The 22,350-nt window shown below is 71.4% G+C and carries 22 protein-coding genes; 16 read left to right on the forward strand and 6 right to left on the reverse strand.

Annotated features, from left to right (window positions below; translation table 11 throughout):
* Window positions 1–113 precede the first annotated feature (113 nt).
* Entirely contained in the window at window positions 114–1,496 is a 1,383-nt protein-coding gene (locus tag ACFYWS_RS22835; RefSeq protein WP_389279461.1) for an MFS transporter, read from the reverse strand.
* A gap of 221 nt (window positions 1,497–1,717) precedes the next feature.
* Between ACFYWS_RS22835 and ACFYWS_RS22840 the strand changes: the two genes are divergently transcribed.
* The 15 genes from ACFYWS_RS22840 to ACFYWS_RS22910 all read left to right on the forward strand — a co-directional run bounded on the left by ACFYWS_RS22840 (window position 1,718) and on the right by ACFYWS_RS22910 (window position 16,695).
* Window positions 1,718–3,202, forward strand: coding sequence for an aldehyde dehydrogenase (locus tag ACFYWS_RS22840; protein ID WP_389279463.1), 1,485 nt, complete (start codon window positions 1,718–1,720; stop codon window positions 3,200–3,202).
* Window positions 3,203–3,224: 22 nt separating this feature from the next.
* On the forward strand, window positions 3,225–4,148 hold the full coding sequence (locus tag ACFYWS_RS22845) for a VOC family protein (protein WP_389279465.1): 924 nt from the start codon (window positions 3,225–3,227) through the stop codon (window positions 4,146–4,148).
* Entirely contained in the window at window positions 4,145–4,939 is a 795-nt protein-coding gene (locus ACFYWS_RS22850) for an aspartate dehydrogenase domain-containing protein (RefSeq protein WP_389279467.1), read from the forward strand. The genes ACFYWS_RS22845 and ACFYWS_RS22850 overlap by 4 nt, the downstream gene beginning before the upstream one ends.
* Window positions 4,936–5,706, forward strand: a complete 771-nt coding sequence (locus tag ACFYWS_RS22855) for an alpha/beta fold hydrolase (protein WP_389279469.1) — start codon at window positions 4,936–4,938, stop codon at window positions 5,704–5,706. Before ACFYWS_RS22850 ends, ACFYWS_RS22855 begins: the two co-directional genes overlap by 4 nt.
* A 25-nt stretch (window positions 5,707–5,731) precedes the next feature.
* Window positions 5,732–6,253, forward strand: coding sequence for a cupin domain-containing protein (locus ACFYWS_RS22860; protein ID WP_266721449.1), 522 nt, complete (start codon window positions 5,732–5,734; stop codon window positions 6,251–6,253).
* Window positions 6,246–7,001: an SDR family oxidoreductase gene (locus tag ACFYWS_RS22865; protein ID WP_389279472.1), complete on the forward strand. Its 756-nt coding sequence runs from the start codon at window positions 6,246–6,248 to the stop codon at window positions 6,999–7,001. The genes ACFYWS_RS22860 and ACFYWS_RS22865 overlap by 8 nt, the downstream gene beginning before the upstream one ends.
* Window positions 7,002–7,029: 28 nt before the next feature.
* Window positions 7,030–7,809, forward strand: coding sequence for an SDR family oxidoreductase (locus ACFYWS_RS22870; protein ID WP_389279474.1), 780 nt, complete (start codon window positions 7,030–7,032; stop codon window positions 7,807–7,809).
* A 9-nt stretch (window positions 7,810–7,818) separates the two neighbouring features.
* Window positions 7,819–9,459: a thiamine pyrophosphate-binding protein gene (locus ACFYWS_RS22875; protein ID WP_389279476.1), complete on the forward strand. Its 1,641-nt coding sequence runs from the start codon at window positions 7,819–7,821 to the stop codon at window positions 9,457–9,459.
* 14 nt (window positions 9,460–9,473) lie between these two features.
* The gene (locus tag ACFYWS_RS22880) at window positions 9,474–10,415 is read left to right on the forward strand and encodes a PDR/VanB family oxidoreductase (RefSeq protein WP_389279478.1); all 942 of its coding nucleotides are present in this window, start codon (window positions 9,474–9,476) and stop codon (window positions 10,413–10,415) included.
* Window positions 10,416–10,434: 19 nt separating this feature from the next.
* On the forward strand, window positions 10,435–10,665 hold the full coding sequence (locus tag ACFYWS_RS22885; protein ID WP_389279480.1) for a recombinase-like helix-turn-helix domain-containing protein: 231 nt from the start codon (window positions 10,435–10,437) through the stop codon (window positions 10,663–10,665).
* Between the two features lie 6 nt (window positions 10,666–10,671).
* Window positions 10,672–11,688 carry a Rieske 2Fe-2S domain-containing protein gene (locus ACFYWS_RS22890; RefSeq protein ID WP_389279482.1) on the forward strand — a complete coding sequence of 339 codons (1,017 nt, stop codon included), beginning with the start codon at window positions 10,672–10,674 and terminating at the stop codon, window positions 11,686–11,688.
* Window positions 11,685–12,932 (forward strand): MFS transporter, encoded by a 1,248-nt coding sequence (locus ACFYWS_RS22895; protein WP_389279484.1) that lies wholly within the window; start codon window positions 11,685–11,687, stop codon window positions 12,930–12,932. The genes ACFYWS_RS22890 and ACFYWS_RS22895 overlap by 4 nt, the downstream gene beginning before the upstream one ends.
* A 141-nt stretch (window positions 12,933–13,073) precedes the next feature.
* Window positions 13,074–14,039 (forward strand): PAC2 family protein, encoded by a 966-nt coding sequence (locus ACFYWS_RS22900; RefSeq protein WP_389279486.1) that lies wholly within the window; start codon window positions 13,074–13,076, stop codon window positions 14,037–14,039.
* Window positions 14,040–14,293: 254 nt separating this feature from the next.
* The gene (locus tag ACFYWS_RS22905) at window positions 14,294–16,036 is read left to right on the forward strand and encodes a S8 family peptidase (RefSeq protein ID WP_389279488.1); all 1,743 of its coding nucleotides are present in this window, start codon (window positions 14,294–14,296) and stop codon (window positions 16,034–16,036) included.
* A gap of 38 nt (window positions 16,037–16,074) precedes the next feature.
* Window positions 16,075–16,695 carry a hypothetical protein gene (locus ACFYWS_RS22910; protein ID WP_389279490.1) on the forward strand — a complete coding sequence of 207 codons (621 nt, stop codon included), beginning with the start codon at window positions 16,075–16,077 and terminating at the stop codon, window positions 16,693–16,695.
* A gap of 76 nt (window positions 16,696–16,771) precedes the next feature.
* Here the strand turns inward: ACFYWS_RS22910 and mshC are convergent, their stop codons facing one another.
* The 4 genes from mshC to ACFYWS_RS22930 form a co-directional block, all read right to left on the reverse strand.
* The gene (gene mshC, locus ACFYWS_RS22915) at window positions 16,772–18,001 is read right to left on the reverse strand and encodes a cysteine--1-D-myo-inosityl 2-amino-2-deoxy-alpha-D-glucopyranoside ligase (protein WP_389279492.1); all 1,230 of its coding nucleotides are present in this window, start codon (window positions 17,999–18,001) and stop codon (window positions 16,772–16,774) included.
* A 168-nt stretch (window positions 18,002–18,169) separates the two neighbouring features.
* Window positions 18,170–19,000 (reverse strand): SCO1664 family protein, encoded by an 831-nt coding sequence (locus tag ACFYWS_RS22920; protein ID WP_389279494.1) that lies wholly within the window; start codon window positions 18,998–19,000, stop codon window positions 18,170–18,172.
* Window positions 18,964–19,554, reverse strand: coding sequence for a DUF3090 domain-containing protein (locus ACFYWS_RS22925; RefSeq protein ID WP_389279496.1), 591 nt, complete (start codon window positions 19,552–19,554; stop codon window positions 18,964–18,966). The genes ACFYWS_RS22920 and ACFYWS_RS22925 overlap by 37 nt, the downstream gene beginning before the upstream one ends.
* A gap of 64 nt (window positions 19,555–19,618) precedes the next feature.
* On the reverse strand, window positions 19,619–20,305 hold the full coding sequence (locus ACFYWS_RS22930; protein WP_326019319.1) for a histidine phosphatase family protein: 687 nt from the start codon (window positions 20,303–20,305) through the stop codon (window positions 19,619–19,621).
* A 62-nt stretch (window positions 20,306–20,367) separates the two neighbouring features.
* Between ACFYWS_RS22930 and corA the strand changes: the two genes are divergently transcribed.
* On the forward strand, window positions 20,368–21,369 hold the full coding sequence (corA, locus tag ACFYWS_RS22935; RefSeq protein ID WP_389279498.1) for a magnesium/cobalt transporter CorA: 1,002 nt from the start codon (window positions 20,368–20,370) through the stop codon (window positions 21,367–21,369).
* Between the two features lie 74 nt (window positions 21,370–21,443).
* Here the strand turns inward: corA and ACFYWS_RS22940 are convergent, their stop codons facing one another.
* Window positions 21,444–22,229, reverse strand: a complete 786-nt coding sequence (locus ACFYWS_RS22940; protein WP_389279500.1) for a ferritin-like domain-containing protein — start codon at window positions 22,227–22,229, stop codon at window positions 21,444–21,446.
* Window positions 22,230–22,350: the final 121 nt, after the last annotated feature.

The following is a 22,350-nucleotide window of genomic DNA, read 5'->3' on the forward strand; positions in this document are numbered from 1 at the left end:
CTTCCCACGGGCGGACGCGAAATCGTACGCCCCTGAAAATTCTACCCCTGAAAAGAACTGCGGCGGCGCCGGAGCCACCTGGCCCCGGCGCCGCGCGACATCCCGCTCCTCCGTTACGAGTTGAGCTCCTCCAGCGTCTTGCCCTTCGTCTCCACCGCGAACAGGGCGATCACCGCGCCCACGACCGCCACGGCCGCCAACTGCGCGAAGACCAGGCCGAGTCCGCCGCCGGAGCCGATGATCGCGCCGACCGTGATCGGGCCGAGGATGACGCCGAGCCGGTTCCACAGGCCGCCGAAGGCCGCGCCTGTCGCCCGGTTGGCCGTGGGGTACAGCTCGGGCGAGTAGAGATAGAGGCTCGCGTTGATCGCGTAGACGAAGAACGTGGTGCAGGAGGCGAACAGGGCGACCTGGAGTCCCGAGGTGACGCCCGCGATGGCCAGCACGCCGAGGGCGAGGGCGGCGCCGGCGAGGCCGGTGACCAGGGCGGGGCGTCGGCCGACCCGGTCGATGAGCATGGCGACGACGAACGTGCCGAGCAGACCCGTGACGTTGCCGAGCATCGTGTAGGCGAGCGAGGTCGTCAGGTCGAGGCCGAAGTTCTTCGTGTACAGGGACGGCAGCCAGCTGGCGATGCCGTAGTTGACGTAGTACGACACGAACCACAGGGCCGACAGGACGGCCGTGCGGCGCCGGTAGCGGCCGATGAACAGGTCCCGCAGGCGGCCGCGCGCCGCCTTCGCGTCGAGCGTGGCACCGGGCTGCGGCAGCGGCTCGCCCACGGCCCGCTCGACCTCGGCCTCGATCCGGGCGATGGCCTGCTCGGCCTCCTCGGTGCGCCCCTGGGAGAGCAGCCAGCGCGGCGACTCGGCGACCTGCTTGGGCAGCGCCACGGCGATCAGGACGGGCAGCGCGCCAAGGATGAACATGGCGCGCCAGCCCAGGTTCGGCACGACCCACACCGCGACGAGGCTGGCGCACGCGAGCCCGGCCGGGAAGATCATCTCGTAGAGCAGGACGAAGCGGCCGCGCTTGTCGGAGCGGGAGATCTCATTGATGTACGTGGCCGCGACCGGGACGACGCCGCCGATGCCGAGCCCCTGGACGAAGCGGAAGAGCGAGAACAGCTCGATCCCGTTCGCCATGGCGACGGCGAGGCTGGCGAGGCCGGTGATCGCTACGCCCAGGGCCACCGTGCGCACCCGGCCGATCCGGTCCCCCAGCCACCCAGCGACCAGCGCGCCGAGCAGCATGCCGACGGAGCCCGAGGTGACCGCGAAGGTCGCCTGCCCCGTACTGAGGTGCCAGTCCTTCATGAGGACGGGCAGGGCGGAGGCGGCCAGGAGCTGGTCGAAGGCCTCGAAGAACGTCACGGCGCCGATGAGGAAGCGCACCTTGACGTGCCAGCGGGAGTGCGGCAGCCGTTCGAGTCTGGCCGCGACCGAGCCGAGGCCTTGTTTGCCGGATTCTCCGGCTTTACCGGCCACAGTCGTCATGGAGGGGTCCTTCCGCGAGCACGCGAACACGAGGGGATTGCCACGAGGGGATTGCGGCGACAGTAGAAGCCAACTCCTTAGCGGTCAATGGTTAGGCGCTTAGGCATCTGAAGTCCGGTGGACCACGAAGCTTCCGAAGGCAGGGTCTTGCGGAGAAACATTTAAGCGCTTAGCTTTCTAGTGCTTCAGCAAGTCAACTCCCGTGCGCCGGAGGTCCCGCCGTGTCCCACCACCCCACCGAAATCCTTGTCGCGGGCCAGTGGCGACGGGGCTCCGGTGCCCCGCTCGACACGGTCGACCCCGCCACCGGGCAGGTGCTCGCCACGCTGCACACCGCGTCCGCCGAAGAGGTCGACGAGGCCGCGCGGGCGGCGGCAGCGGCCGCGGCGGACCCGGCCTGGCGCGCGCTCCTCCCCCACCAGCGGGCCCGGCTCCTGTACCGGATCGCGGAGCTGACCGAGGAGGCCGCCGACGAGCTGGCCGCGACGCAGACCGCCGACACCGGAAAGACCCTCACGGAGACGAAGGCGCTCGCGCTCAGCGCGGCCGGCACCTTCCGGTACCTGGCCGCCACCCTGGAGACCACCGAGGAGGCGATCACCCCCTCGCGCGGCCCGTACGTCACGATGAGCGTGCACGAGCCGATCGGCGTGGTCGGCGCGATCAACCCCTGGAACTCCCCCGTCGCCAGCGACGCGCAGAAGATCGCGCCCGCCCTGGCCGCCGGGAACGCGGTACTGCTCAAGCCGGCCGCCTGGACCCCGCTCGTCTCCCTGAAGCTCGGCCGGATCATCACCCGCGCCCTCACCGAACTGGACCTGCCCACCGCCCTGTTGTCCGTCCTCCCGGGCAGCGGCCGAGTGGTCGGCGACGCCGTCGTACGGCACCCGCTCGTCGGCCGGATCGGCTTCACGGGCGGCACGGAGACCGGCCGCTCCATCGCCGAGATCGCCGCGCGCAAGCTGATCCCCGCCTCCCTCGAACTGGGCGGCAAATCCCCGACGATCGTGCGGGCCGACGCGGACGTCGAACAGGCCCTCGCGGGCGTCATGTTCGGGATCTTCTCGTCCAGCGGGCAGTCCTGCATCGCCGGTTCGCGACTGTTCGTCCACGCGTCGCTCTACGAGTCGTTCGTCGGTGAACTCGTCGCGCGGGTCAGCAAGTTGCGGGTCGGGCCCGGCACCGACCCGGACACTCAGGTCGGCCCCCTCGTGCACACCAAGCACCGGGACTCGGTCGCCGCGTACGTCGACCTCGCCCGCTCCGAGGGCGCCGAGGTGCTGTGCGGCGGCGCCGCCCCCGAGGGCCCCGCGTACGAGAACGGCGCGTACTACCTGCCGACCGTCCTCGCCGGGCTGCCCAACGACTCCCGGACCTGCCAGGAGGAGATCTTCGGCCCGGTCCTGGTGGTCCTCCCCTACGACGACGAGGACGACCTCGTCGAGCAGGCCAACGACTCCGTGTACGGCCTGGCCTGCGGGATCTGGACCCGGGACCACCGCGCCGCCTGGGACCTGGCCCGCCGGATCGACGCGGGCACCGTGTGGATCAACACGTACAAGCAGTTCAGCGCGTCCACCCCGTTCAGCGGGATGAAGGACAGCGGCCTCGGCACCGAGAAGGGACGTGACGCCATCCGCGCCTACCAACGCCAGAAGTCCCTGTACTGGGGCACGTCCGAAGCCCCGCTCCCCTGGGCCAACTGACCACGATCCAGGAGTACCTGAGATGTCCCACCCCCCGATCGCCCGGCTGCGCGCGCTGCGCTCCGTCGAGCTGCTCACCCCCTCGTTCGCCGAGGCCACCGACTTCTACGAAGACGCGTGGGGCCTTGAGGTCGTCGAGTCCGAGCACAGCGCGAGCTGGCTGCGCGGCACCGGTGAGCAGCACCACGCCCTCCAGCTCACCCGCTCCGACCGCACCGGCCTCGGCCGCCTCGTGTTCGCCGTCACCACCCCCGCCGAGATCGACGAGGCGGCGCGCAGGCTCGAAGCGCGCGGGATCGTTCCCGTCGCCGGGCCGGGGCCGCTCGACCAGGTCGGCGGCGGCTACGGACTGCGGTTCCACGACCACGAGGGCCGGCTCGTCGAGCTGTCCGCCGAGACCTGGGCGGTCGCGCCGCGCGGACAGGACTCGGCGGTGCCGGTCGGTGTCACGCACGCGGTCCTCAACACCCCCGACATCGACGCCGCCGTCGCCTTCTACCGCGACGTCCTCGGCCTGCGCGTCTCCGACTGGTCCGAGCACCAGATGGCGTTCCTGCGCTGCAACGCCGACCACCACTGCATCGCGTTCAACCAGGCCGAGTGGGTGTCCCTCAACCACGTGGCGTACGAGATGAGTTCGGTCGACCACTTCATGCGCGGGCTCGGCCGGCTGCGCCACCACGGGATCGTCCCGCAGTGGGGTCCTGGGCGGCACGGGCCCGGCAACAACACCTTCTCCTACTTCACCGACCCGACCGGGCTCGTCTGCGAGTACACGTCCGAGGTCGCCCAGATCGTCGAGGACCGGTGGATCGCCAAGGTGTGGCGGCGGGTGCCGGAGCTGTCCGATCTGTGGGGGACGGCGGGGCCGCCGTCGAAGGAGATCCGCTGTCACATGGCCGGTTCACCGGAGTCCCCGGTCGTTCCCGAAGGAGCACAGAAATGAGCACGCTGAAGGTCGGACTCGTCGGCTGGGGCGCCATCGGCCGCGTCGTCGGCACCGCGCTCGCCGGGCAGGAGATCCAGGGCGCCGAGCTGACGTGCATCGTCGACAACCGGCCGCTCGGCGAGGCGGCGCCCGCGCCGCAGGTGACCTTCGAGGAAGCAATCGGCCGCTGCGACCTGATCGTCGAAGCGGCCGGTCAGGGTGTCGTACGGGAGTGGGGCGAGCACGTCCTCAGCTCCGGCACCGATCTGCTCGTGGCCTCGACCGGGGCCCTCACCGACGACGAGCTGGCCAAGCGGCTGCTCGCCGCCGGGCCCGGCCGGGTGTACTTCACGGGCGGCGCCGTCGGCGGCCTCGATCTGCTCCAGGCCGTGCGGGCCCTGGGGCCGATCGAGGACGTCCGGCTGACCACCACGAAGCTGCCGTCCACCCTCGAACAGCCGTGGATGGACGAGGAGTTGCTGGGCCGCATGCGCACGGCGACCGGCCCCGTCCCCGTCATGTCGGGCACGGCGCGCGATGTGCCGGTGAAGTTCCCCAAGTCGACGAACGTGGCTGCCTCGGTCGCCCTCGCCGTCGGCGACCTGGACGCTGTGCGGGTCGAGGTCGTCGCCGATCCGGGGGCCGCCCGCACCCGGCACGTCATCGAGGCGTCCGGGGAGCACGGCTCGTACCGCTTCGAGGTCGCGCACCGGCCCGACCCGGACAACCCGGCGACCAGCCAGGTCGTCCCGTACGCGGTGCTGCGCTCGGTGGCCGCGCTCGCCGGCCGGCCGGGGCAGATCCTGTGAGCACCGTCCATGTGGAAGAGGCGGGCGGCGAAGGCCCCCTGCTGCTGTGCCTGCACGGCATCGGCTCCTCGTCGGCGGCGTTCGCGCCACAGCTCGAAGGGCTCGCGCCGTACGCCCGGGTCATCGCCTGGGACGCGCCCGGCTACGCCAAGTCGGCCGATCCACAAGGCCCGTTGGACCTCGACGGCTTCGCCGACGCCGCCGCGGAGCTGATCCGCTCGTACGGCCCCTCGGCACACGTACTCGGTGTCTCGTGGGGCGGTGTCATCGCGCTGCGGCTCGCGACCCGCCATCCGGACCTCGTGGACTCGCTGATCGTCGCCGACTCCAGCGCGGGCTCCGGCACCGACGAGGCGAAGGCCGCCGGGATGCGGGCCAGGGCCACGGAACTCGCCGAGGCCGGGCCGCGCGCGTTCGCCGAGAAGCGCGGGCCGCGCCTCGTGTCCGACCTGGCGCCCGCCGCGCTCGCCGAGCGGGTCGTCGACACGATGGCCGCCTCCGTGCGGCTGCCCGGCTACGGGTACGCCGCCGAGGCCATGGCCGGCGCCGACCTGCGCCCCGAACTGTCCGCCGTCACCGCGCCCACGCTCGTGATCTGCGGCGACCGCGACAAGGTCACCGGCGTCGAGGCCTCCCAGGTCATCGCCGGCGGCCTGCACAGATCCGCCTACGTGATCGTCAAGGACGCCGGTCACCTGGCCAACCAGGAACAGCCCGAGCGGTTCAACGCCTGGGTCCTGTCCCACCTGCACATCGTCACTGCCTGACCACTGCCTAGTAAGGACGCACACCATGCCTCTGACCACCACCGAGTACGACAACGGCGGCGACCTCGGCACGTACACCGACTCGCTGATCGCCTCGAAGGAATCCCGCGTCGCCGACTTCGACACGCTCTCCTTCCAGGAGAAGGCGGGCAAGCAGTACCGCCGCGGCCAGATCCGCTACGTCGGCTCCGGCGCCACCGGAAACCACGAGGGCGACAGCCGCATCCTCCCGTCCGGCGGCTTCACCTTCTCCAACATGCTGCTGCCGCCCGGCGCCGAGGGCCCGGCCCATACCCACCACGACGTGGAGGAGGCCTTCTTCGTCCTGGAGGGCGAGGTCCGCGTGGGCGTGCACCGCGGCCCCGACGAGGTCGAGTACCGCACCCTCGGCTACCGCGACATGATCGTGGTGCCCGCCGGTGTGACCCGCTCGCTGAAGAACGAGGGCGACACCGACGCCCTGTTCTGCGTCGTCATCGGCACGCAGAAGCCGCAGGTGCCCTCGTACCCCGAGTACTCGCCGATGCACGGCGTCACCCGTGACTGAGCAGTCCCCCGACGAGGTGCGCACGGTCGTCGTGACCGGGGCGGGCCGTGGCCTGGGACTGGCCATGGCCCGCCGGGCCGGCGCGGACGGCTTCCGGGTCGTCCTCGCCGAGCTCGACGCCGAGCGCGGCGCCGCCGCGGCGCGGGAGCTGCGCACGGAGGGCATCGACGCACACTTCGTACGGTGCGACGTCGCGGACCCGGCATCGGTCGATGAACTCGCGGTGTTCGTACGGGAGTTGGGCGGGCTCTACGGTCTCGTCAACAACGCGGCCCTCGCCAACGGCGTCGGCGGCAAGGAGTTCCAGGACATCGACATCGAGGCCTGGGACCGCCTGATGACGATCAACGCGCGCGGCCCCTGGCTGGTGTCCAAGGCGCTGCATCCGCTGTTCGGTCCGACCGGACGCATCGTCAACCTCGCCTCGGACGCGGCCCTTTACGGCTCCCCGCGGCTCGCGCACTACATCACGTCGAAGGGCGCGGTCATCGCCCTCACCCGCGCGATGGCGCGGGAGCTCGGCGAGCGCGGCATCACCGTGAACGCGCTGGCGCCGGGCCTCACCGAGTGCGAGGCGACCGAGGGAGTCCCGGAGGAGCGGCACGGTCTGTACGCCGCGAACCGGGCGATCTCCCGGCCGCAGCAGCCCGACGACCTCACCGGTCTCGCCTCCTTCCTCCTCTCCGAGGAGTCCCGCTATCTGACAGGACAGGTGATCGCCGTCAACGGCGGCTTCACCATGAACTGACCCAACTGCCGTACTGGAGCAAGTAGTTATGGATCTGGGCCTCGCCGACCGGACCTATGTGGTCACCGGAGGCAGCTCGGGCGTCGGCCTGGCCACGGTCCGCGCCCTCCTCGACGAAGGCGCGAACGTCGCCACCTGCGGGCGCGACGCCGACCGCCTGAAGCGGATCGGCGCACACGACCGCCTCTACACCGCCACCTGCGACGTGCGCGACGCGGACGCCGTACGTGGCTTCGTGCGGGCGTCGGCGACCGCGTTCGGCGGTGACCGTGTCGACGGCCTCGTGAACAACGCCGGGCAGTCCCGCATGAAGCGCCTCGACGACACGACCGACGACGACTGGCGCGATGAGCTGGAGCTGAAGTTCGCGGGCGTGCTGAACCCGCTGCAAGCGGCGCGGAAGTACCTGCGGGCGTCCGACGCGGCCTCCGTCGTCAACGTCAACGCGGTGCTCGCCAAGCAGCCCGAGCCGCGGCTGATCACGACGAGCGCCGCCCGCGCGGGCATCCTCAACCTCTCGAAGTCCCTGTCCCAGGAGCTGGCCCCGGACGGCATCCGGGTCAACTCGGTCTGCCTCGGCCTCATCGACACCGGCCAGTGGACGCGCCGGCACGCCGCCGCGGACTCCGGGATGAGCTACGAGGACTGGCAGGCGGAGCTGGCCGCCGACCGCGGCGTCTCGCTCGGCCGCCTCGGCCGCGCGGAGGAGGTCGCGTACGCGATCGTCGCGCTGCTCTCGCCGCGCGCCTCGTACATCACCGGAACCGGCGTCGACGTATGCGGCGGCGTCGGCCGCGGCATCCTCTGAGGAGTTCACATGCCAGTTGACACGCAGTACACCAATGGCGGTGACCTCCTCGTCGCCGTCCTGAAGGAACTCGGCATCGACACGGTCTTCGGCATCGTGTCCGTGCACAACCTGCCGCTGGTCGAGGCCGTCGACCGCGAGCTGCGCTTCGTACCCGTGCGGCACGAGGCGAGCGCGGTCAGCGCCGCCGACGCCTACGGCCGGGCCCGCGGCACGATCGGCTGCGCGCTCACCTCGACCGGCACCGGCGCGGGCAACGCCGCCGGTTCACTGATCGAGGCGCTCGCCTCCGGCACGTCCGTGCTGCACGTCACCGGCCAGGTCGAGGCCGAATTCCTGGGCAGCGGGCGCGGGTTCATCCACGAAACGAAGAACCAGCTCGGCATGCTCGACGCCGTCTCCGCGTTCGCCGCCACGGTGCGTTCCACCGAGGAGGCGGGCGACGTGCTGCGGTCCGCCGCGCGTGCCGCGCTCGCGTCGCCGGGCGGCCCGGCGAGCGTGGAGTGGCCGATCGACTTGCAGTACGCGGCGCAGACGGACGCACCCGTGACCGTGGAGCCGACCGTCACACTCGCCTCAGCCGACCAACTCACCTCCGCAGCAGCGCTGTTGGCATCCGCCGAACGACCCCTGATCTGGGCCGGCGGCGGAGCCACCCGCGCCGGCGCCGAGCTCACCGCGCTCGTCGAGGCGACCGGCGCCGGGCTGCTCACCTCCAACTCCGGGCGCGGAGCGGTGCCCGAGGACCACCCGCAGGTCATCGGCAACTTCGCGACCACGCCTGCCGGGCGCGCCCTGCTCGCCGACGCGGACGTGCTGCTGACCATCGGCACGCACTTCCGGTCCAACGAGACCGCCGACTACGACCTGAAGCTCCCGGCCGCCGAGCGGCACATCCAGATCGACGTCGACGCCGCCGCCCTCAGCCGCGTCTACCCGGCCGCGCACACCCTGAACGGGGACGCGGCCGCCACGCTCAAGGCCCTGCTCCCCCACGCCCGCGCCGCCGAGCCCTCGTGGACGCGGCGGATCAAGGACGTACGCGAAGAGGTGCGGGCCACCCTGCACGACAACATCGGCCCGCAGGCGGCCATCTGCGACGCGCTGCGCGCCGTGCTGCCCCGCGACGCGGTCGTCGCCCGTGACGTCACCATCCCGTCCAGCAGCTGGGGCAACCGGCTCCTGGAGATGTACGACCCGCGCTCCAACGTCTTCCCGCGCGGCGGCGGCATCGGGCAGGGGCTCGGCATGGGCATCGGCGCCGCGCTCGCCGACCCCGGGCGGCCCACCGTCGTCATCGCGGGCGACGGCGGCCTCGCCGTGCACCTCGGCGAGCTGCTCACCGTCGCCCAGGAGCGCCCCCGCCTGACCGTCCTGGTCTTCAACGACGGCGGCTACGGCGTGCTGCGCAACATGCAGGACCGCTACAGCGAGCGCCGCTCCGGCGTCGACCTGGCCACGCCGGACTTCGAACTCCTCGCCCGCGCCTGCGGGTTGCCGTATCTGCGGATCGCCGACGCCGAGCACGCGCGGCCGGTGCTCGAACAGGCCGTGGACGCCGAGGGGCCGACGCTCGTCGAGGTCGACCTCGCCTCGCTCGGCCCGATGAAGAACCCGTTCACCCCGCCCGTGAAGATCCCCGGCGCGTAAGGAGGCCATCCATCATGACCGAAGAGCGTCAACTGGGCCTGCTGGTCCGGCGGATGACCTGGGAGGCCGACGGCGTCCTGTCCGTCGAGCTGACCCACCCGGAAGGCAAGCCGCTGCCCACCTGGGCGCCGGGCGCGCACCTCGACGTGCACGTCGGCGGGCAGGTCCGCCAGTACAGCCTGTGCGGCGACCCCGCCGACTGCGGTACGTACCGCATCGGTGTGCTCAACGAGCCGTCCTCGCGCGGTGGTTCGCGGCACGTGCACACCACGTTGCGGCCCGGCCAGCAGGTCACCGTGTCCGAGCCACGCAACCACTTCGCGCTGGAGGACGCCCCCGCGTACGTGTTCATCGCGGGCGGCATCGGTGTCACGCCGATCCTCGCGATGGCACGGGAGGCCGCCCGGCGCGGCGCCGACTGGCGCATGGTCTACGGCGGCCGGGGGCGCGCCTCGATGGCGTTCACCGACGAACTTGCCGCGCTCGGCGGCGACGTGACCCTCGTACCGCAGGACGAACAGGGGCACATCGACCTGGACGCGACGCTGGCCGCTCTGCCCGAAGGGGCGCTGGTCTACTCCTGCGGGCCCGAGCCGCTGCTCGCCGCCGTCGAGGCGCGCTGCCCCGGCGACCGGCTGCGCCTGGAGCGCTTCGCCGCCCCCGTGGTCGAACGGCCCGCGGACGACGGCGAGTTCGAGGTCGAGTGCCGCACCTCGGGCCAGACCCTCACCATCGGCGCCGACACCTCGATCCTGGAAGCCGCCGAGGCCGCGGGCATCAATGTCGCCAGCTCGTGCCGCGACGGCATCTGCGGCTCCTGCGAGACCCGCGTCGTCGAAGGCGCCCCCGAACACCGCGACTTCCTCCTGTCGGAAGCCGAGCAGGCCGCGAACGCCTCGATGATGATCTGCGTCTCGCGCTGCGCCGCCGGCTCCCGCCTCGTACTGGACCTGTAACCCCCTCCTGGAGACGTACATGAGCACTGAGAACGACTGGCCGTACCTGGAGATCCACCAGTCCCGCGACCACGAGCCGAGTCCGTACGAGTACAAGCTCGCGGCGACCCTCGAAGAGGTCTTCACCAAGGTCGGCCACGAACTCACCGACGTGGTAACCGGGCTGAACGCCCGTCAGGTCCACGCCCCCGACGGGGCGCCGTGGACCGAGGAATCCTTCCGCGCCGAGATGCACCGACTGGGAGCGTGACACACCATGGCTCTGACCGCCGACAAGATCTACGCGACCGGCCTGCGCAACCAGTGGCACCCGGTCGTCCCGTCCTCCTTCGTCGCGCCCGGCGCGATGCGCAAGGTCACCGTCCTCGGTGAGCAGTGGCTGCTGTTCCGCCGCTCCGACGGCACCCTGAGCATGCTCGCCGACCGGTGTCCGCACCGCGGCGCCCCGCTCTCCCTCGGCAAGCACCTGGGTGACCGGGTGGCCTGCTGGTACCACGGCGTCGAGGTCGAGACCGACGGCACCGTCTCCTCCGTGCCGGGCCTGCCCGGCTGCAACCTGGAGGGCAAGAAGCTCGTCACGTCGCTGCCCGTACGCGAGGTCTCCGGCGCCGTCCTCGCCTACTTCGGCGACGAACAGCACCCGGAGCCCGTCGAGTTGACGCTCCCCGAGCCGCTCACCGACCCCGACACCGACGCCATCCTGTGCTACGCCGAGTGGAACGCGCCGTGGCGCTACGGCGTCGAGAACCTGCTCGACCCGATGCACGGCCAGTTCCTGCACCACGACTCGCACACGATGTTCGACGGTGACATCACCGCCAAGTTCCGTATCCGCGAGACGGACCGCGGCTACTTCTTCGAGAAGACCGACCAGCGTGGTGTGAACTTCGACTGGGTGGAGCTGTGCCGCACGGGCGTGGACTGGGTCGACCTGTCGATCCCCTACCCGCCGTCGGCGGGCCCCGGCGGCCCGTTCGGCATCGTCGGCATGGTCCGCCCGGTCGACGAGGGACGCAGCGCGGTCTTCTTCTGGCGCTACCGCAAGGTCCAGGGCTGGCAGCGCGACACCTGGCGCTTCCTCTACAAGACGCTCATCGAGAAGCGGCACTGGGAGGTCCTGGAGCAGGACCGCGAGATGCTGGAAGCCATGCCGGCGGACGCCGACCAGCAGGAAAACCTGTACCAGCACGACCTCGGCGTGGTCCGGCTTCGCCGTATGTACCGCGGCGAGGCCGAGAAGCAGGCGACGACCGAGAAGCAGCCGACCGCATGAGTTCCAGAGCGCGCTGGGCGGGCGTCCTCAGCCTGCTGGTCATCGTGCTGATCAGCTACGTGGACCGGGTGAACGTCTCCGTCCTCATCACGGACAAGGCGTTCACCGACCACTTCGGCATCACCGGTGACCCCACGGCGCAGGGCGCCCTGTCGACCGTGTTCCTCATCGGGTACGGCATCGCGGCATTCGTCCTCACCCCGTTCTACGAGACGTCGCTCGGGGTGCGCCGCGGCCTCGTCGTCAGCGTGGCCCTGTGGTCGCTGATGACGCTGCTGTCGCCGTACGCGCTCGGCGCGCTCACGCTGACCGCTCTGCGCGCCCTGCTCGGCGCCGCCGAGGGCCCGCTGTTCTCCCTCAAGACGATGTACGTGCGCGAGCACTTCGCGCCGCACGAGGCGGGCCGCCCCAACGCGGTCAGCTCCATGGGGGTGTCCCTCGGTACAGCCGCGGGACTACCCCTGATCACGTACCTCGTCTACCGCTTCGACTGGCACACCTCGTTCCTCGCCCTCGCGGCGCTGAACGCGGTGATCGGCCTGCCGCTGATCCTGCTGTTCGTACGGGGGCGCGGCGTGCGCGGCGCCGAGCGTCCCGGCTTCGGGGCCACGCTGAAGGGCGCGCTGCGGATGCCGCGGCTCGCCCCGATCCTGGTCATCGAGATCGCCACGCTCGCGTACCTGTGGGGGTCGAGCGCCTGGCTGCCCTCGTACCTGCTGCACGAGCGGCACTTCTCCCTCTCCGCGATGGGCATCGTCTCGGCGCTGCCGTTCCTGATGTCGCTGGTGTCAGGGTTCCTCGGCGGGCTGCTGCTCGACCGGCTGCCGCGGCGGCTGCTCGCGCTGCCGTTCGTGGTGGGCTCCACCGGCACCGCCGTGTGCGTGCTGCTCGTCGCGGGCGCGGACAGTGACGCGGCGGCGGCCACCGCTCTCATCCTGGCCGGCGGTTTCTGGGGCCTGCAGGGCCCGGCCATCCCGACGCTCGTCCAGCACTGCGCGCCCGCACACCTCGTCGGCAGCGCCTACGGGGTCGTCAACGGGGTCGGCAACCTCGTGTCCGCGTTCATGCCCACCCTCATGGGCGTGGCCATCGCGGCGAGCGGCGGGCACGGCTTCGGCGCCGGGTTCGGTCTCCTCGCCGGGGCCCAGGCACTGACCCTGGTGTGCGGGGCATGGCTGCTGGTCAGGCCGGTCCGCGGGGCACCGGCCGCCGAACCCGGCGCCGCGCCGCTCGCGCGGACCTGACGGCCGCCCGACGGTGGAGTGGACCACTCCGCCGTGGGGCAGTGTTGGGGGCAGTCCGCGCCCACAAGGGGGCTGCGGAGGGCCCTCGCCGACGCCGTAAGGTGGGCAGGTACGCGAGGGCACGTCGGAAGGAGGCACTGGGTGATCGAGCTCGAGGGGGTACCCGAGCTGGTCGACCCGGTCATGGTGGCCGCGTTCGAGGGCTGGAACGACGCCGGCGACGCCGCCTCCACCGCGGTCGAGCACCTCGACAAGGAGTGGAAGGGCCAAGTGTTCGCGGCGCTCGACGCCGAGGACTACTACGACTTCCAGGTCAACCGCCCGACCGTGTTCGTGGACAACGGCGTGCGAAAGATCACATGGCCGACGACGCGGCTCTCGGTGATCCGTATCGGCGGGGACAAGCCGCGCGACCTGGTCCTGGTCCGGGGCATCGAGCCGTCCATGCGCTGGCGCTCGTTCTGCAACGAGCTGCTGGGCTTCGCGCACGAGCTGGGCGTCGAACTCGTCGTCGTGCTCGGCGCGCTGCTCGGCGACACCCCGCACACCCGGCCCGTGCCGGTCAGCGGTGTCACGTCGGACGCGGACCTGGCCGCGCGGATGAACCTGGAGGAGACCAAGTACGAGGGTCCGACGGGCATCGTCGGCATCCTCCAGGAGGCCTGTACGCACGCCGGCGTCCCCGCGGTCTCCCTGTGGGCGGCCGTTCCGCACTACGTGTCGCAGCCGCCGAACCCGAAGGCGACGCTGGCCCTCCTCAACCGCCTGGAGGACCTGATCGACCTGCGCATCCCGATGGGTGAGCTGGCCGAGGACGCGCGGGCCTGGCAGTTGGGCGTGGACCAGCTGGCGGCCGAGGACAGCGAGGTCGCGGAGTACGTGCAGTCCCTGGAGGAGGCCCGCGACACCGCGGAGCTGCCCGAGGCCTCCGGCGAGGCCATCGCCCGCGAGTTCGAGCGCTACTTGCAGCGCCACGATCCGGGCGCCGGGCCGGGCGGCCACGCGACGGACGGCGGCGACGGCTCCTCGCACCTGCGCGACAACCCGAGCGGCCGGACCCGGCCGCCGAAGCCGCCGCGCCCGGAGGGCGACGACGCCGAGGAGTAGCCGCGGCACGCGGCGAACGTCAGGGCGGGGCGCCGAGCGCCCCGCCCTCCGTCGTGCCCCACCTCGTTCATTTCCGGCCGAATTGAAGGCAGTTGCAGGGGGTTCCCCATTCAACTTGTTTTCAAACGCAGTTGGTCGAAGGGGGCTGGACGGACGGCCGTCGGCGTAGCAGGGTGAGCCCCGACGAGCCTCAAGAAGACACACGGCACAAGCAGACCCGTACGACCGGATATGGCGAGGGGAGCTGTGGACCGATGACCGACCAGCACGCAAGCCCGGCACAGGGGCCGGGAGCGGCCGGGCCGGGACCGGAGGGATCCGGTTTCACCTATCGCGGGGCGGAAGAGGAACTGATCGTCGTGGCGCGCCCGGAGGCCCGCCTGCGCGTCGGGGCCGACGGTGTGCGCTCCGCAGCGGGCGCCGACGTATCGGCGCTGAACATGTTCCTCGGGGACGAACAGCTCGCTCTTGAACCGCTGTTCGGCGGCGAGGAGCGGGTGCGGGGGTCCGCCGAGGCACCCGGGGCCGACGTACCGGATCTCGCGCTGTTCTACCGCGTACGCGGCGGAGCCGAGCGGTCGCAGGAGCTGCGGTCGCGGATCGCGGCGCTCCCGGAGATCGACACGGCGTACGTGAAGCCCGGCGCGGTACCCGCGGCGCGCGCGTCGTCCCCGGAGAACTTCGAGGAGGCGCGGCGGCTGAAGGAGAAGTCGGCCGCGACTCCCGACTACACGGGCCGCCAGGGCTACTTGGGCCCCGCGCCCGCCGGCGTCGACGCGCAGTGGGCGTGGCGGCGGCTCGGCGGCAGCGGCGAGGGCGTCACCGTCATCGACGTGGAGGGCGCCTGGCAGTTGGGGCACGAGGACCTGTCGGCGAAGCTCGCGGGCATCGTGGTCGGCACGCCGATCCCGGACGTGGCCTGGCGCAATCACGGCACCGCGGTCCTCGGCGTGATCGGCGGCGACCGCAATGAGCGCGGCATCACCGGCATCGTGCCGGAGGCGGCGACCGCGGCGGCCTCGTTCCAGGGCGTGGGCACGGCGGCGGCGATCCACGCGGCGGCCGACCGGCTGAGCCCCGGCGACGTCATCCTCCTCGAACTGCACCGCCCGGGGCCGCGGTTCGACTTCGAGCCGCGCGACGACCAGCGCGGCTACATCGCCCTGGAGTGGTGGCCCGACGACTTCGCGGCCATCAAGTACGCGACGGCGAAGGGCGTCCTGGTCGTGGGCGCGGCGGGCAACGGGGCCGAGTCCCTCGACGACGCGGTGTACGAGCGGCGGCCCGACGGGTTCCCGGCGTGGTGGCACAACCCGTTCAACCCGTCGAACCGCTCCTCCGACGCGGTGCTCGTCGGCGCGGGCGCACCGCCGCCCGGCACCCACGGCCGCGATCACGGCCCGGACCGCTCGCGGCTCTCGTTCTCCAACTACGGCGCCCGCGTGGACGCCCAGGGCTGGGGCCGCGAGGTCACCACCACCGGCGGCTCCTGGGACCGGCCCGGCGATCTGCAGGGCGGGCCCGAGGAGATCGCCTGGTACACGGACACCTTCTCCGGCACCTCGTCCGCCTCCCCGGTGGTCGTCGGCGCGCTGACCGCCCTCCAGGGAATGCTCAAGGCAGGCGGTCAGCGCCCGATGACCTCGCAACGGGCGCGCGACGTCCTCCGGGCGACCGGCTCACCGCAGCAGGACGCCCCCGGCCGGCCCGCGTCGCAGCGGATCGGCAACCGGCCCGACATCAAGTCGGCGGTCACCAACCTGCTGCCCTCGACGGTCGGTTCGGGCCAGGCCGAGCGGTACTGGGACGAGCTGATCCCGTATCCGCCCGAACTCCCGCCCCGGCTCCGCCTGTTCGTGGCGGGTTCCTGGCGCAATCTGAACAACCCGTCCCCCGAGACCCGCCAGGCGGTGCACACCGCCTTCGCCGGGGGACGGCCCGACGTACGTGTGTGGTTCTCGGACGACGAGGTCGTCGGCCTGGTCGTCACGGGCTGAGGCAACGCAACCAACCATTGATGGAAGGTGGCACCCGCATGAGCATCACCCCCCAGATGGGTCAGCAGAGCCAGCAGTTCCCGAGCACCTCGCCCTACCAGCAACAGCAGGGCATGAGCGGCCAGGGCCAGAGTCACGGTCAGGGCCAGGGCCAGGGCCAGGAACAGCTCGTCCAGCAGCTCCAGCAACAGCTCCAGCAGCTCGGCCAGCAGCAGCCCTACCAGCAACTGCTGCAGCAACTCGGCGGCCAGCAGCAACAGCAGCAGTACGGCCAGCAGATGCAACAAGGCCAGCAGCAGTACGGGCAACAGCAGTACGGCCACCAGCAGGACCAGCAGGCGCAGCAGATCGAGCAGCAGGTGCAACAGCAGCTGCAGCAGGTCCAGCAGGTCGCCCACCAGCAGGCCCAGCAGCAGATCGAACAGCAGGCGCTCGCCTCCGGCGTGGCGAACGGCTACATCGACATCGTGCAGCCGCTCCCGGGCCAGCCGCGACAGATCTTCCTGCGCATCAACAACCAGTTCCGGGTCCTCAACAACCCGACCCCGCAGGCCCATGACGAGGTCCAGGAGGCCTTCGCGTTCGGGCACCAGGTCGTCGGCATCTGGGACACGGGATCGCCGCTCGTCCTGCGCAGCGTGCGCGTCCAGCGCATCTGACGCACAGGTGCGGAGCACATGAAAAAGGGGCGCCTCCCCGTACGGGGAGGCGCCCTCTTGGTTGCTTTTCCGAGAACTACAGCGCCACGCCCAACAGGGCGTCCACGGCACGCGATACGACGCCGGGGGCGCCCTCGTCCGTGCCGCCCCCGGCCGACTGGGCCTCGGCCCAGCGGTCGACGGCGGTCAGCGCGGTCGGCGCGTCCAGGTCGTCGGCGAGCGCCTCGCGGATCTCCTCGACGAGCGCCTCGGCGGACGGGCCGTCGGGGCGGGAGACGGCCGCGCGCCAGCGGGCGAGGCGGGCCACGGCGTCGGCGAGCACCTGGTCCGTCCACTCCCAGTCGGAGCGGTAGTGGTGGGCGAGGAGCGCGAGCCGGATGGCGGCGGGGTCGACGTCGGCGCGGCGCAGCGCGGAGACGAACACCAGATTGCCCTTGGACTTGGACATCTTCTCGCCGTCGAGCCCGACCATGCCGGCGTGCACGTACGCCTTGGCCATCGGGAACTCGCCGGTCAGCGCCTGGGCGTGGGACGCGCCCATCTCGTGGTGCGGGAAGGCCAGGTCGGAGCCGCCGCCCTGGACGTCGAAGCCCATGCCGAGGTGGTCGAGGGCGATGGCGACACACTCGATGTGCCAGCCGGGGCGCCCCTGGCCGAGCGAGCCGCCGTCCCAGCTGGGCTCGCCGTCGCGGGCGGCCATCCACAGCATCGGGTCGAGCGGGTTCTTCTTGCCCGGACGGTCCGGGTCGCCCCCGCGCTCGGCGGAGAGCAGCCGCATCGTGGCGGCGTCGAGGTTCGAGACGGACCCGAAGTGCGGGTCGGCGTCGACGGAGAAGTAGGTGTCGCCCTCGAGCTCGTAGGCGGCACCGGCGTCACGCAGTCGTTCGACGAGCGGCACGATGCCGGGTATCGCCTCGACGGCGCCTATGTAGTGCTGCGGCGGCAGCATCCGCAGGGCGGTCATGTCCTCTCGGAAGAGGGCGGTCTCGCGCTCGGCGAGGCCGTCCCACTCGATGCCGTCACGCACGGCCCGCTCCAGCAGAGGATCGTCGACGTCCGTCACGTTCTGGACGTAGTGAACCTGCCGCTTGGTGTCGAGCCACACGCGCTGCACGAGGTCGAACGCGTTGTAGGTCGCCGCGTGACCCATGTGGGTCGCGTCGTACGGCGTGATGCCGCATACGTAGATACGGGCGACGGGACCGGGGGCAAGGGTGACGAGCCCACCGGTCGCGGTGTCGTGGATCCGGAGGTCGCGGCCCTTGCCAGGCAGGGCGGGGACCTCAGAAGCGGGCCAGGCATGCATGCATCGAGCGTAACCGGACGCTGCTTCCGGATACGAACCGGACCAGGCGTAATGGCCGAAGCCGCCCTCTTGCGCGATCTTGCGTGGGGCGCTAGGGCCTGTCGTTTGGATCAGGCCGGATCAGGGAGCGTGCGTGCCAGCCCCCGCGACACCGGTGCGGGCCGCGCACTACACCGGTGGCCAGGGAATCGCGGGCCAATCCCCGCCCGGCTCCCGGTGCCGCCCGGTCTTGAGGAGGCCCGCGACCCGCTCCCGCACGGCCTCCAACTCGGCCTGCGTAATCAGCTCACCAAGCCGCGCAGCGAGCCGCTCGCCCGCGCCCAGGGACGCGCGCAGCGCCTCCAGGGCCGCGGTCGCCTCCTCGGTCAGCGGCTCCCCCGCCCAGCCCCACAGCAGCGTGCGCAGCTTGTCCTCGGCGTTGAACGTCACACCGTGGTCGATGCCGAACAAGTGCCCCTCGGCGTCGACGAGCAGATGCCCGCCCTTGCGGTCACCGTTGTTGATCACGGCGTCGAGCACTGAGAGACGGCGCAGACGGGCATCGTCGGCGTGCACAAGAAGCGCCGTGCGGCCCTCGCCGACCTCGGCGAACCCGATGGCCTTCCAGCCCTCCCCCGGCTCCTCACCGTCGACGAGGGCGAGCAGTCCCTCGCCGTCCGCGTTCTCCTCGGGGCCGTCGATCCACAGCTGGCACATGCCCTCGCCGTACGGCCCGTCGCGCAGCACGGTCGGCGGCACGAGGCCCCAGCCGAGCGCCTCGGAGACCTCGTACGCGGCGACCTCGCGCCGCGCCAGGTTCCCGTCGGGGAAGTCCCACAGCGGGCGCTCGCCACGTACCGGCTTGTAGACGCAGGCGGCTTCGCGGCCCTCGTGGGTGACGGTGCACACCAGCACCGCGTTGGAGGCCTCGCGGATCTGTCCCTCGACGTTCAGCTCACCGAAGGTGAGCAGGTCCCGGTCGCTCACGCGTCGCGCCGGTATCCGTTCTGGCGCGGACATACGTGTCCCTCCGGGTCGAGCGGCAAGCTGCACAGCGGGCACGGCGGGCGGCCCGCGTTCACGACGTCCAGGGCCCGCTTGGCGAAGGCACGGGCCTGGTTCCCGGTGAGGCGGACGCGGAGCATCGGCGGCCCGTTCTCCTCGTCCTGGAGAAGCTTCTCCTCGGCCTCCGCCATGTCCTCCTCGGACTCGGCGTCCAGCTCGACGAGAGCCTGCGCCTCGACGATCATGCGCTGCTCGTCGCCGTCCCACGCGAGCGCCATGGTGCCGACGCGGAACTCCTCCTCCACGGGCGCCTCAAGCGGCGCCATGTCGGAGACCTCGCTGGGGGCGACGGCGGGCACCGGGGCGTTGCCACCGCTGCGCCGCACGACCTCGTCGAGCAGTTCGTCCATGCGCTCGGCGAGCGCGGCTACCTGATTCTTCTCCAGAGCCACGCTGGTGACCCGGGCTCCGGCCATGGCCTGCAAAAAGAAGGTGCGGCGCCCGGGGAGCCCGACCGTACCGGCCACAAACCGCTCCGGAGGGTCGTAAAGGAACACCTGACGGGACACGTCCTGTCTCCATGGGATCGGGATCAACTGGCTGACGGCTGCTTCACCCTACTGCGGCCGACGATCACGGTGCGCCCGCGCCGCCCCCGACCGGTGCATCGGGCTCCTGCGGTGCCTCACGCGGCGCCAGGGACGCGAAGTCACCGGTGTCTCCGAGGCGTACGAGAAAGGGGCGCAGCCGTGTGTAACGGATCGCTGTGATGGAACACGGCTCTACAGAGATGCGCTGAAAGAGGTCCAGATGCAGCCCGATGGCGTCCGCGACAAGGGACTTGATGATGTCGCCGTGCGAACACATCACATAGGCGGCGTCATCGCCGTGCTCGCGCTCCACGCGCGCGTTCCACTCACGTACCGCCTCGGCGGCCCGGTGCTGCATCTGCCGCATCGACTCCCCGCCGGGGAACGCGGCGGCCGTCGGGTGCTGCTGCACGACCTGCATCAGCGGCTCGTCGGTCAGCTCGGCGAGCTTGCGGCCGGACCAGTCCCCGTAGTCGCACTCGCCGATGCGGTCGTCGGTGCGCAGCGTCAGCTCCGGCCGCGCCGCGAGCAGCGGCGCGACGGTCTCCCGGCAGCGCTGCAGCGGGCTGGCGACGATCTCGGCGAGCGGCAGGTCCGCGAGGCGCTCGGGCAGCCGCGCGGCCTGCGCGGCGCCGCGCTCGTCGAGCGCCACCCCGGGCGTCCACCCGGCGAGCACTCCCGCGGTATTGGCGGTGGACCGTCCGTGCCGGACAAGGATCAACGTGGGCATGAGCCCCAGCCTAAGCACACGAGAACGTGCGGAGATGCCCGGTCCTGGGAAGAATTCACTTCGTGATCGTCGACTGCGCCATCTACCGCGACGGGCGCCGCATCGAGCGGCCCGCCGACTTCTCCGACGCCCTCGACGAGGCGCGCTCGACGGGCGACGCGTTCGTGTGGATCGGGCTGCACGAGGCGAGCGAGGACGAGTTCGAGCGGGTCGCCCAGGAGTTCGGGCTGCATCCGCTGGCCGTGGAGGACGCCCTGAAGGCGCACCAGCGGCCCAAGCTGGAGATCTACGACGACTCGCTGTTCGTGGTGCTCAAGCCGGTCGTGTACGAGCCGAAGAGCGACAAGGTGTCATCGGGCGAGCTGATGCTGTTCCTGGGCGACTCGTTCGTGGTGACCGTGCGGCACGGCGAGGGCGCGCCCCTGAAGGCCGTACGGCAGCGCCTGGAGGCCGAGCCGGAGTTCCTGAAGCAGGGGCCGACGGCGGTCCTGTACTCGGTCGCGGACGCCACCGTGGACCACTACCTGGAGGTCGCGGCCGAGCTCCAGACCGACCTGGAGGAGCTGGAGACGGAGGTCTTCTCCCCGGACGGCGGCGGCACCCGCGACACCGCGTCGCGGATCTACACGTTCAAGCGCCAGATCCTCGAATTCCGGCGCGCCACTGGGCCGTTGACGATGCCGCTGGCCCGCCTCGCGGGGGTCGGCCCGTGGGGCCTGGCCGCCGTGCCGTTCGTGCACGAGGAGGCCCGGCCGTTCTTCCGCGACGTGAACGACCACCTCACGCGGGTCAACGAGTCCGTGGACGGCCTGGACCGCCTCGTGTCGGACATCCTGTCCGCGCACCTGGCGCAGATGAGCGTGCGGCAGAACGACGACATGCGGAAGATCTCGGCGTGGGCGGCGATGGCCGCGGTGCCCACCATGATCGCGGGCATCTACGGCATGAACTTCGACCACATGCCGGAACTGCACTGGGTGTGGGCGTACCCGGCGGTGATCGTGCTGATGGCCCTCCTGGAACTCCTGCTCTTCCGCCTGTTCAAGCGCCGCGGCTGGCTGTGACCCGATCAAGCCCGCTCTGGGACGAGAGGCCGCGGGGTCCGGGGCAGCGCCCCGCGACCGCAACGCCGTGCGACTCAGGCGAACTCGACCGTGGCAGGCGGCCCGCCCAGGGCATCGCGCCGCTCCGGCATCCGCAACGACACCATCCGCCGCCAGCCACCGAGCCGCTCGTACGCGTACACCGCATGGATCCCCGCGGCGAGCACGGCCGCCTTCGGCTTCGGCCAGTCCAGGACGCGGCCCATGTGGTCCATGACGGCGAGGCTGACGTCCCGGTAGACGGCGATCTCGGCGAGGGCGCACTCGCGCAGGATCCGCTGGATGGTCCGGCCGTGCCCCGCGTACGCGAAGCGCAGCAACTCCTCGTGGCAGTACGCGAGATGGTTGTCCTCGTCGTTGGAGATCATCTTGACCGCGCGGCCGAGGTCGGGATCGTCGGCGAAGTGCTTGCGGAGCATCACCATCTGCTCGGAGGCCCGCTGCTCGGTGACGCGGCTGTGCGCCAGGTACGTGACGATGTCCCGCACGGAGAGCCGCTCTTCGCGCCGCAGCCGATCGTGCGCGAGCCCGATCCCGCGCTTCTCCAGAAGCATCGTGTAGTCGGCCTCGGCGGGGACGGGCACCGGCTCCAGACCGCGCTTCTTCATAAGGGCGTGGAAAATCCGCCCGTGCTTGTCCTCGTCCGCGCCGTGCCGCGCGATCTTGGGAGCGAGGCCGCGCTCACTGTCGGGCGCCAGCGCCGCGATCCGCCCGTTCTCCCAGCCGCCCTGGGATTCGCCGCCGGCGGCGATGGAGCAGAACAGCCGGAACGACTCGTCGTTGTCGATGATCTCCTGGAACAGACTCTTGGCCGACAGCATCTGCAACCTCCCTCTCGCCGCACCGAACTCCGCAGTACTGCAAAGTCCGAGTCAAATGCGGGACATGAGGCGGGGCAACAGCTATGCGGGTGAACTCGTCCGAAAGGAGGACCCGGGGCGC

The organism is Streptomyces sp. NPDC002795, from assembly GCF_042888725.1.
In the GTDB taxonomy this organism is placed as follows: domain Bacteria; phylum Actinomycetota; class Actinomycetes; order Streptomycetales; family Streptomycetaceae; genus Streptomyces.

Excerpts from the sequence above, each read along its gene's own strand:
- ACFYWS_RS22835 (WP_389279461.1), bottom strand. The coding sequence starts at position 1,496 with ATGACGACTGTGGCCGGTAAAGCCGGAGAATCCGGCAAACAAGGCCTC.
- ACFYWS_RS22845 (WP_389279465.1), top strand. The coding sequence starts at position 3,225 with ATGTCCCACCCCCCGATCGCCCGGCTGCGCGCGCTGCGCTCCGTCGAG.
- ACFYWS_RS22850 (WP_389279467.1), top strand. The coding sequence starts at position 4,145 with ATGAGCACGCTGAAGGTCGGACTCGTCGGCTGGGGCGCCATCGGCCGC.
- ACFYWS_RS22860 (WP_266721449.1), top strand. The coding sequence starts at position 5,732 with ATGCCTCTGACCACCACCGAGTACGACAACGGCGGCGACCTCGGCACG.
- ACFYWS_RS22870 (WP_389279474.1), top strand. The coding sequence starts at position 7,030 with ATGGATCTGGGCCTCGCCGACCGGACCTATGTGGTCACCGGAGGCAGC.
- ACFYWS_RS22875 (WP_389279476.1), top strand. The coding sequence starts at position 7,819 with ATGCCAGTTGACACGCAGTACACCAATGGCGGTGACCTCCTCGTCGCC.
- ACFYWS_RS22880 (WP_389279478.1), top strand. The coding sequence starts at position 9,474 with ATGACCGAAGAGCGTCAACTGGGCCTGCTGGTCCGGCGGATGACCTGG.
- ACFYWS_RS22885 (WP_389279480.1), top strand. The coding sequence starts at position 10,435 with ATGAGCACTGAGAACGACTGGCCGTACCTGGAGATCCACCAGTCCCGC.
- ACFYWS_RS22890 (WP_389279482.1), top strand. The coding sequence starts at position 10,672 with ATGGCTCTGACCGCCGACAAGATCTACGCGACCGGCCTGCGCAACCAG.
- ACFYWS_RS22895 (WP_389279484.1), top strand. The coding sequence starts at position 11,685 with ATGAGTTCCAGAGCGCGCTGGGCGGGCGTCCTCAGCCTGCTGGTCATC.
- ACFYWS_RS22905 (WP_389279488.1), top strand. The coding sequence starts at position 14,294 with ATGACCGACCAGCACGCAAGCCCGGCACAGGGGCCGGGAGCGGCCGGG.
- ACFYWS_RS22910 (WP_389279490.1), top strand. The coding sequence starts at position 16,075 with ATGAGCATCACCCCCCAGATGGGTCAGCAGAGCCAGCAGTTCCCGAGC.
- mshC (WP_389279492.1), bottom strand. The coding sequence starts at position 18,001 with ATGCATGCCTGGCCCGCTTCTGAGGTCCCCGCCCTGCCTGGCAAGGGC.
- ACFYWS_RS22920 (WP_389279494.1), bottom strand. The coding sequence starts at position 19,000 with ATGTCCGCGCCAGAACGGATACCGGCGCGACGCGTGAGCGACCGGGAC.
- ACFYWS_RS22930 (WP_326019319.1), bottom strand. The coding sequence starts at position 20,305 with ATGCCCACGTTGATCCTTGTCCGGCACGGACGGTCCACCGCCAATACC.
- ACFYWS_RS22940 (WP_389279500.1), bottom strand. The coding sequence starts at position 22,229 with ATGCTGTCGGCCAAGAGTCTGTTCCAGGAGATCATCGACAACGACGAG.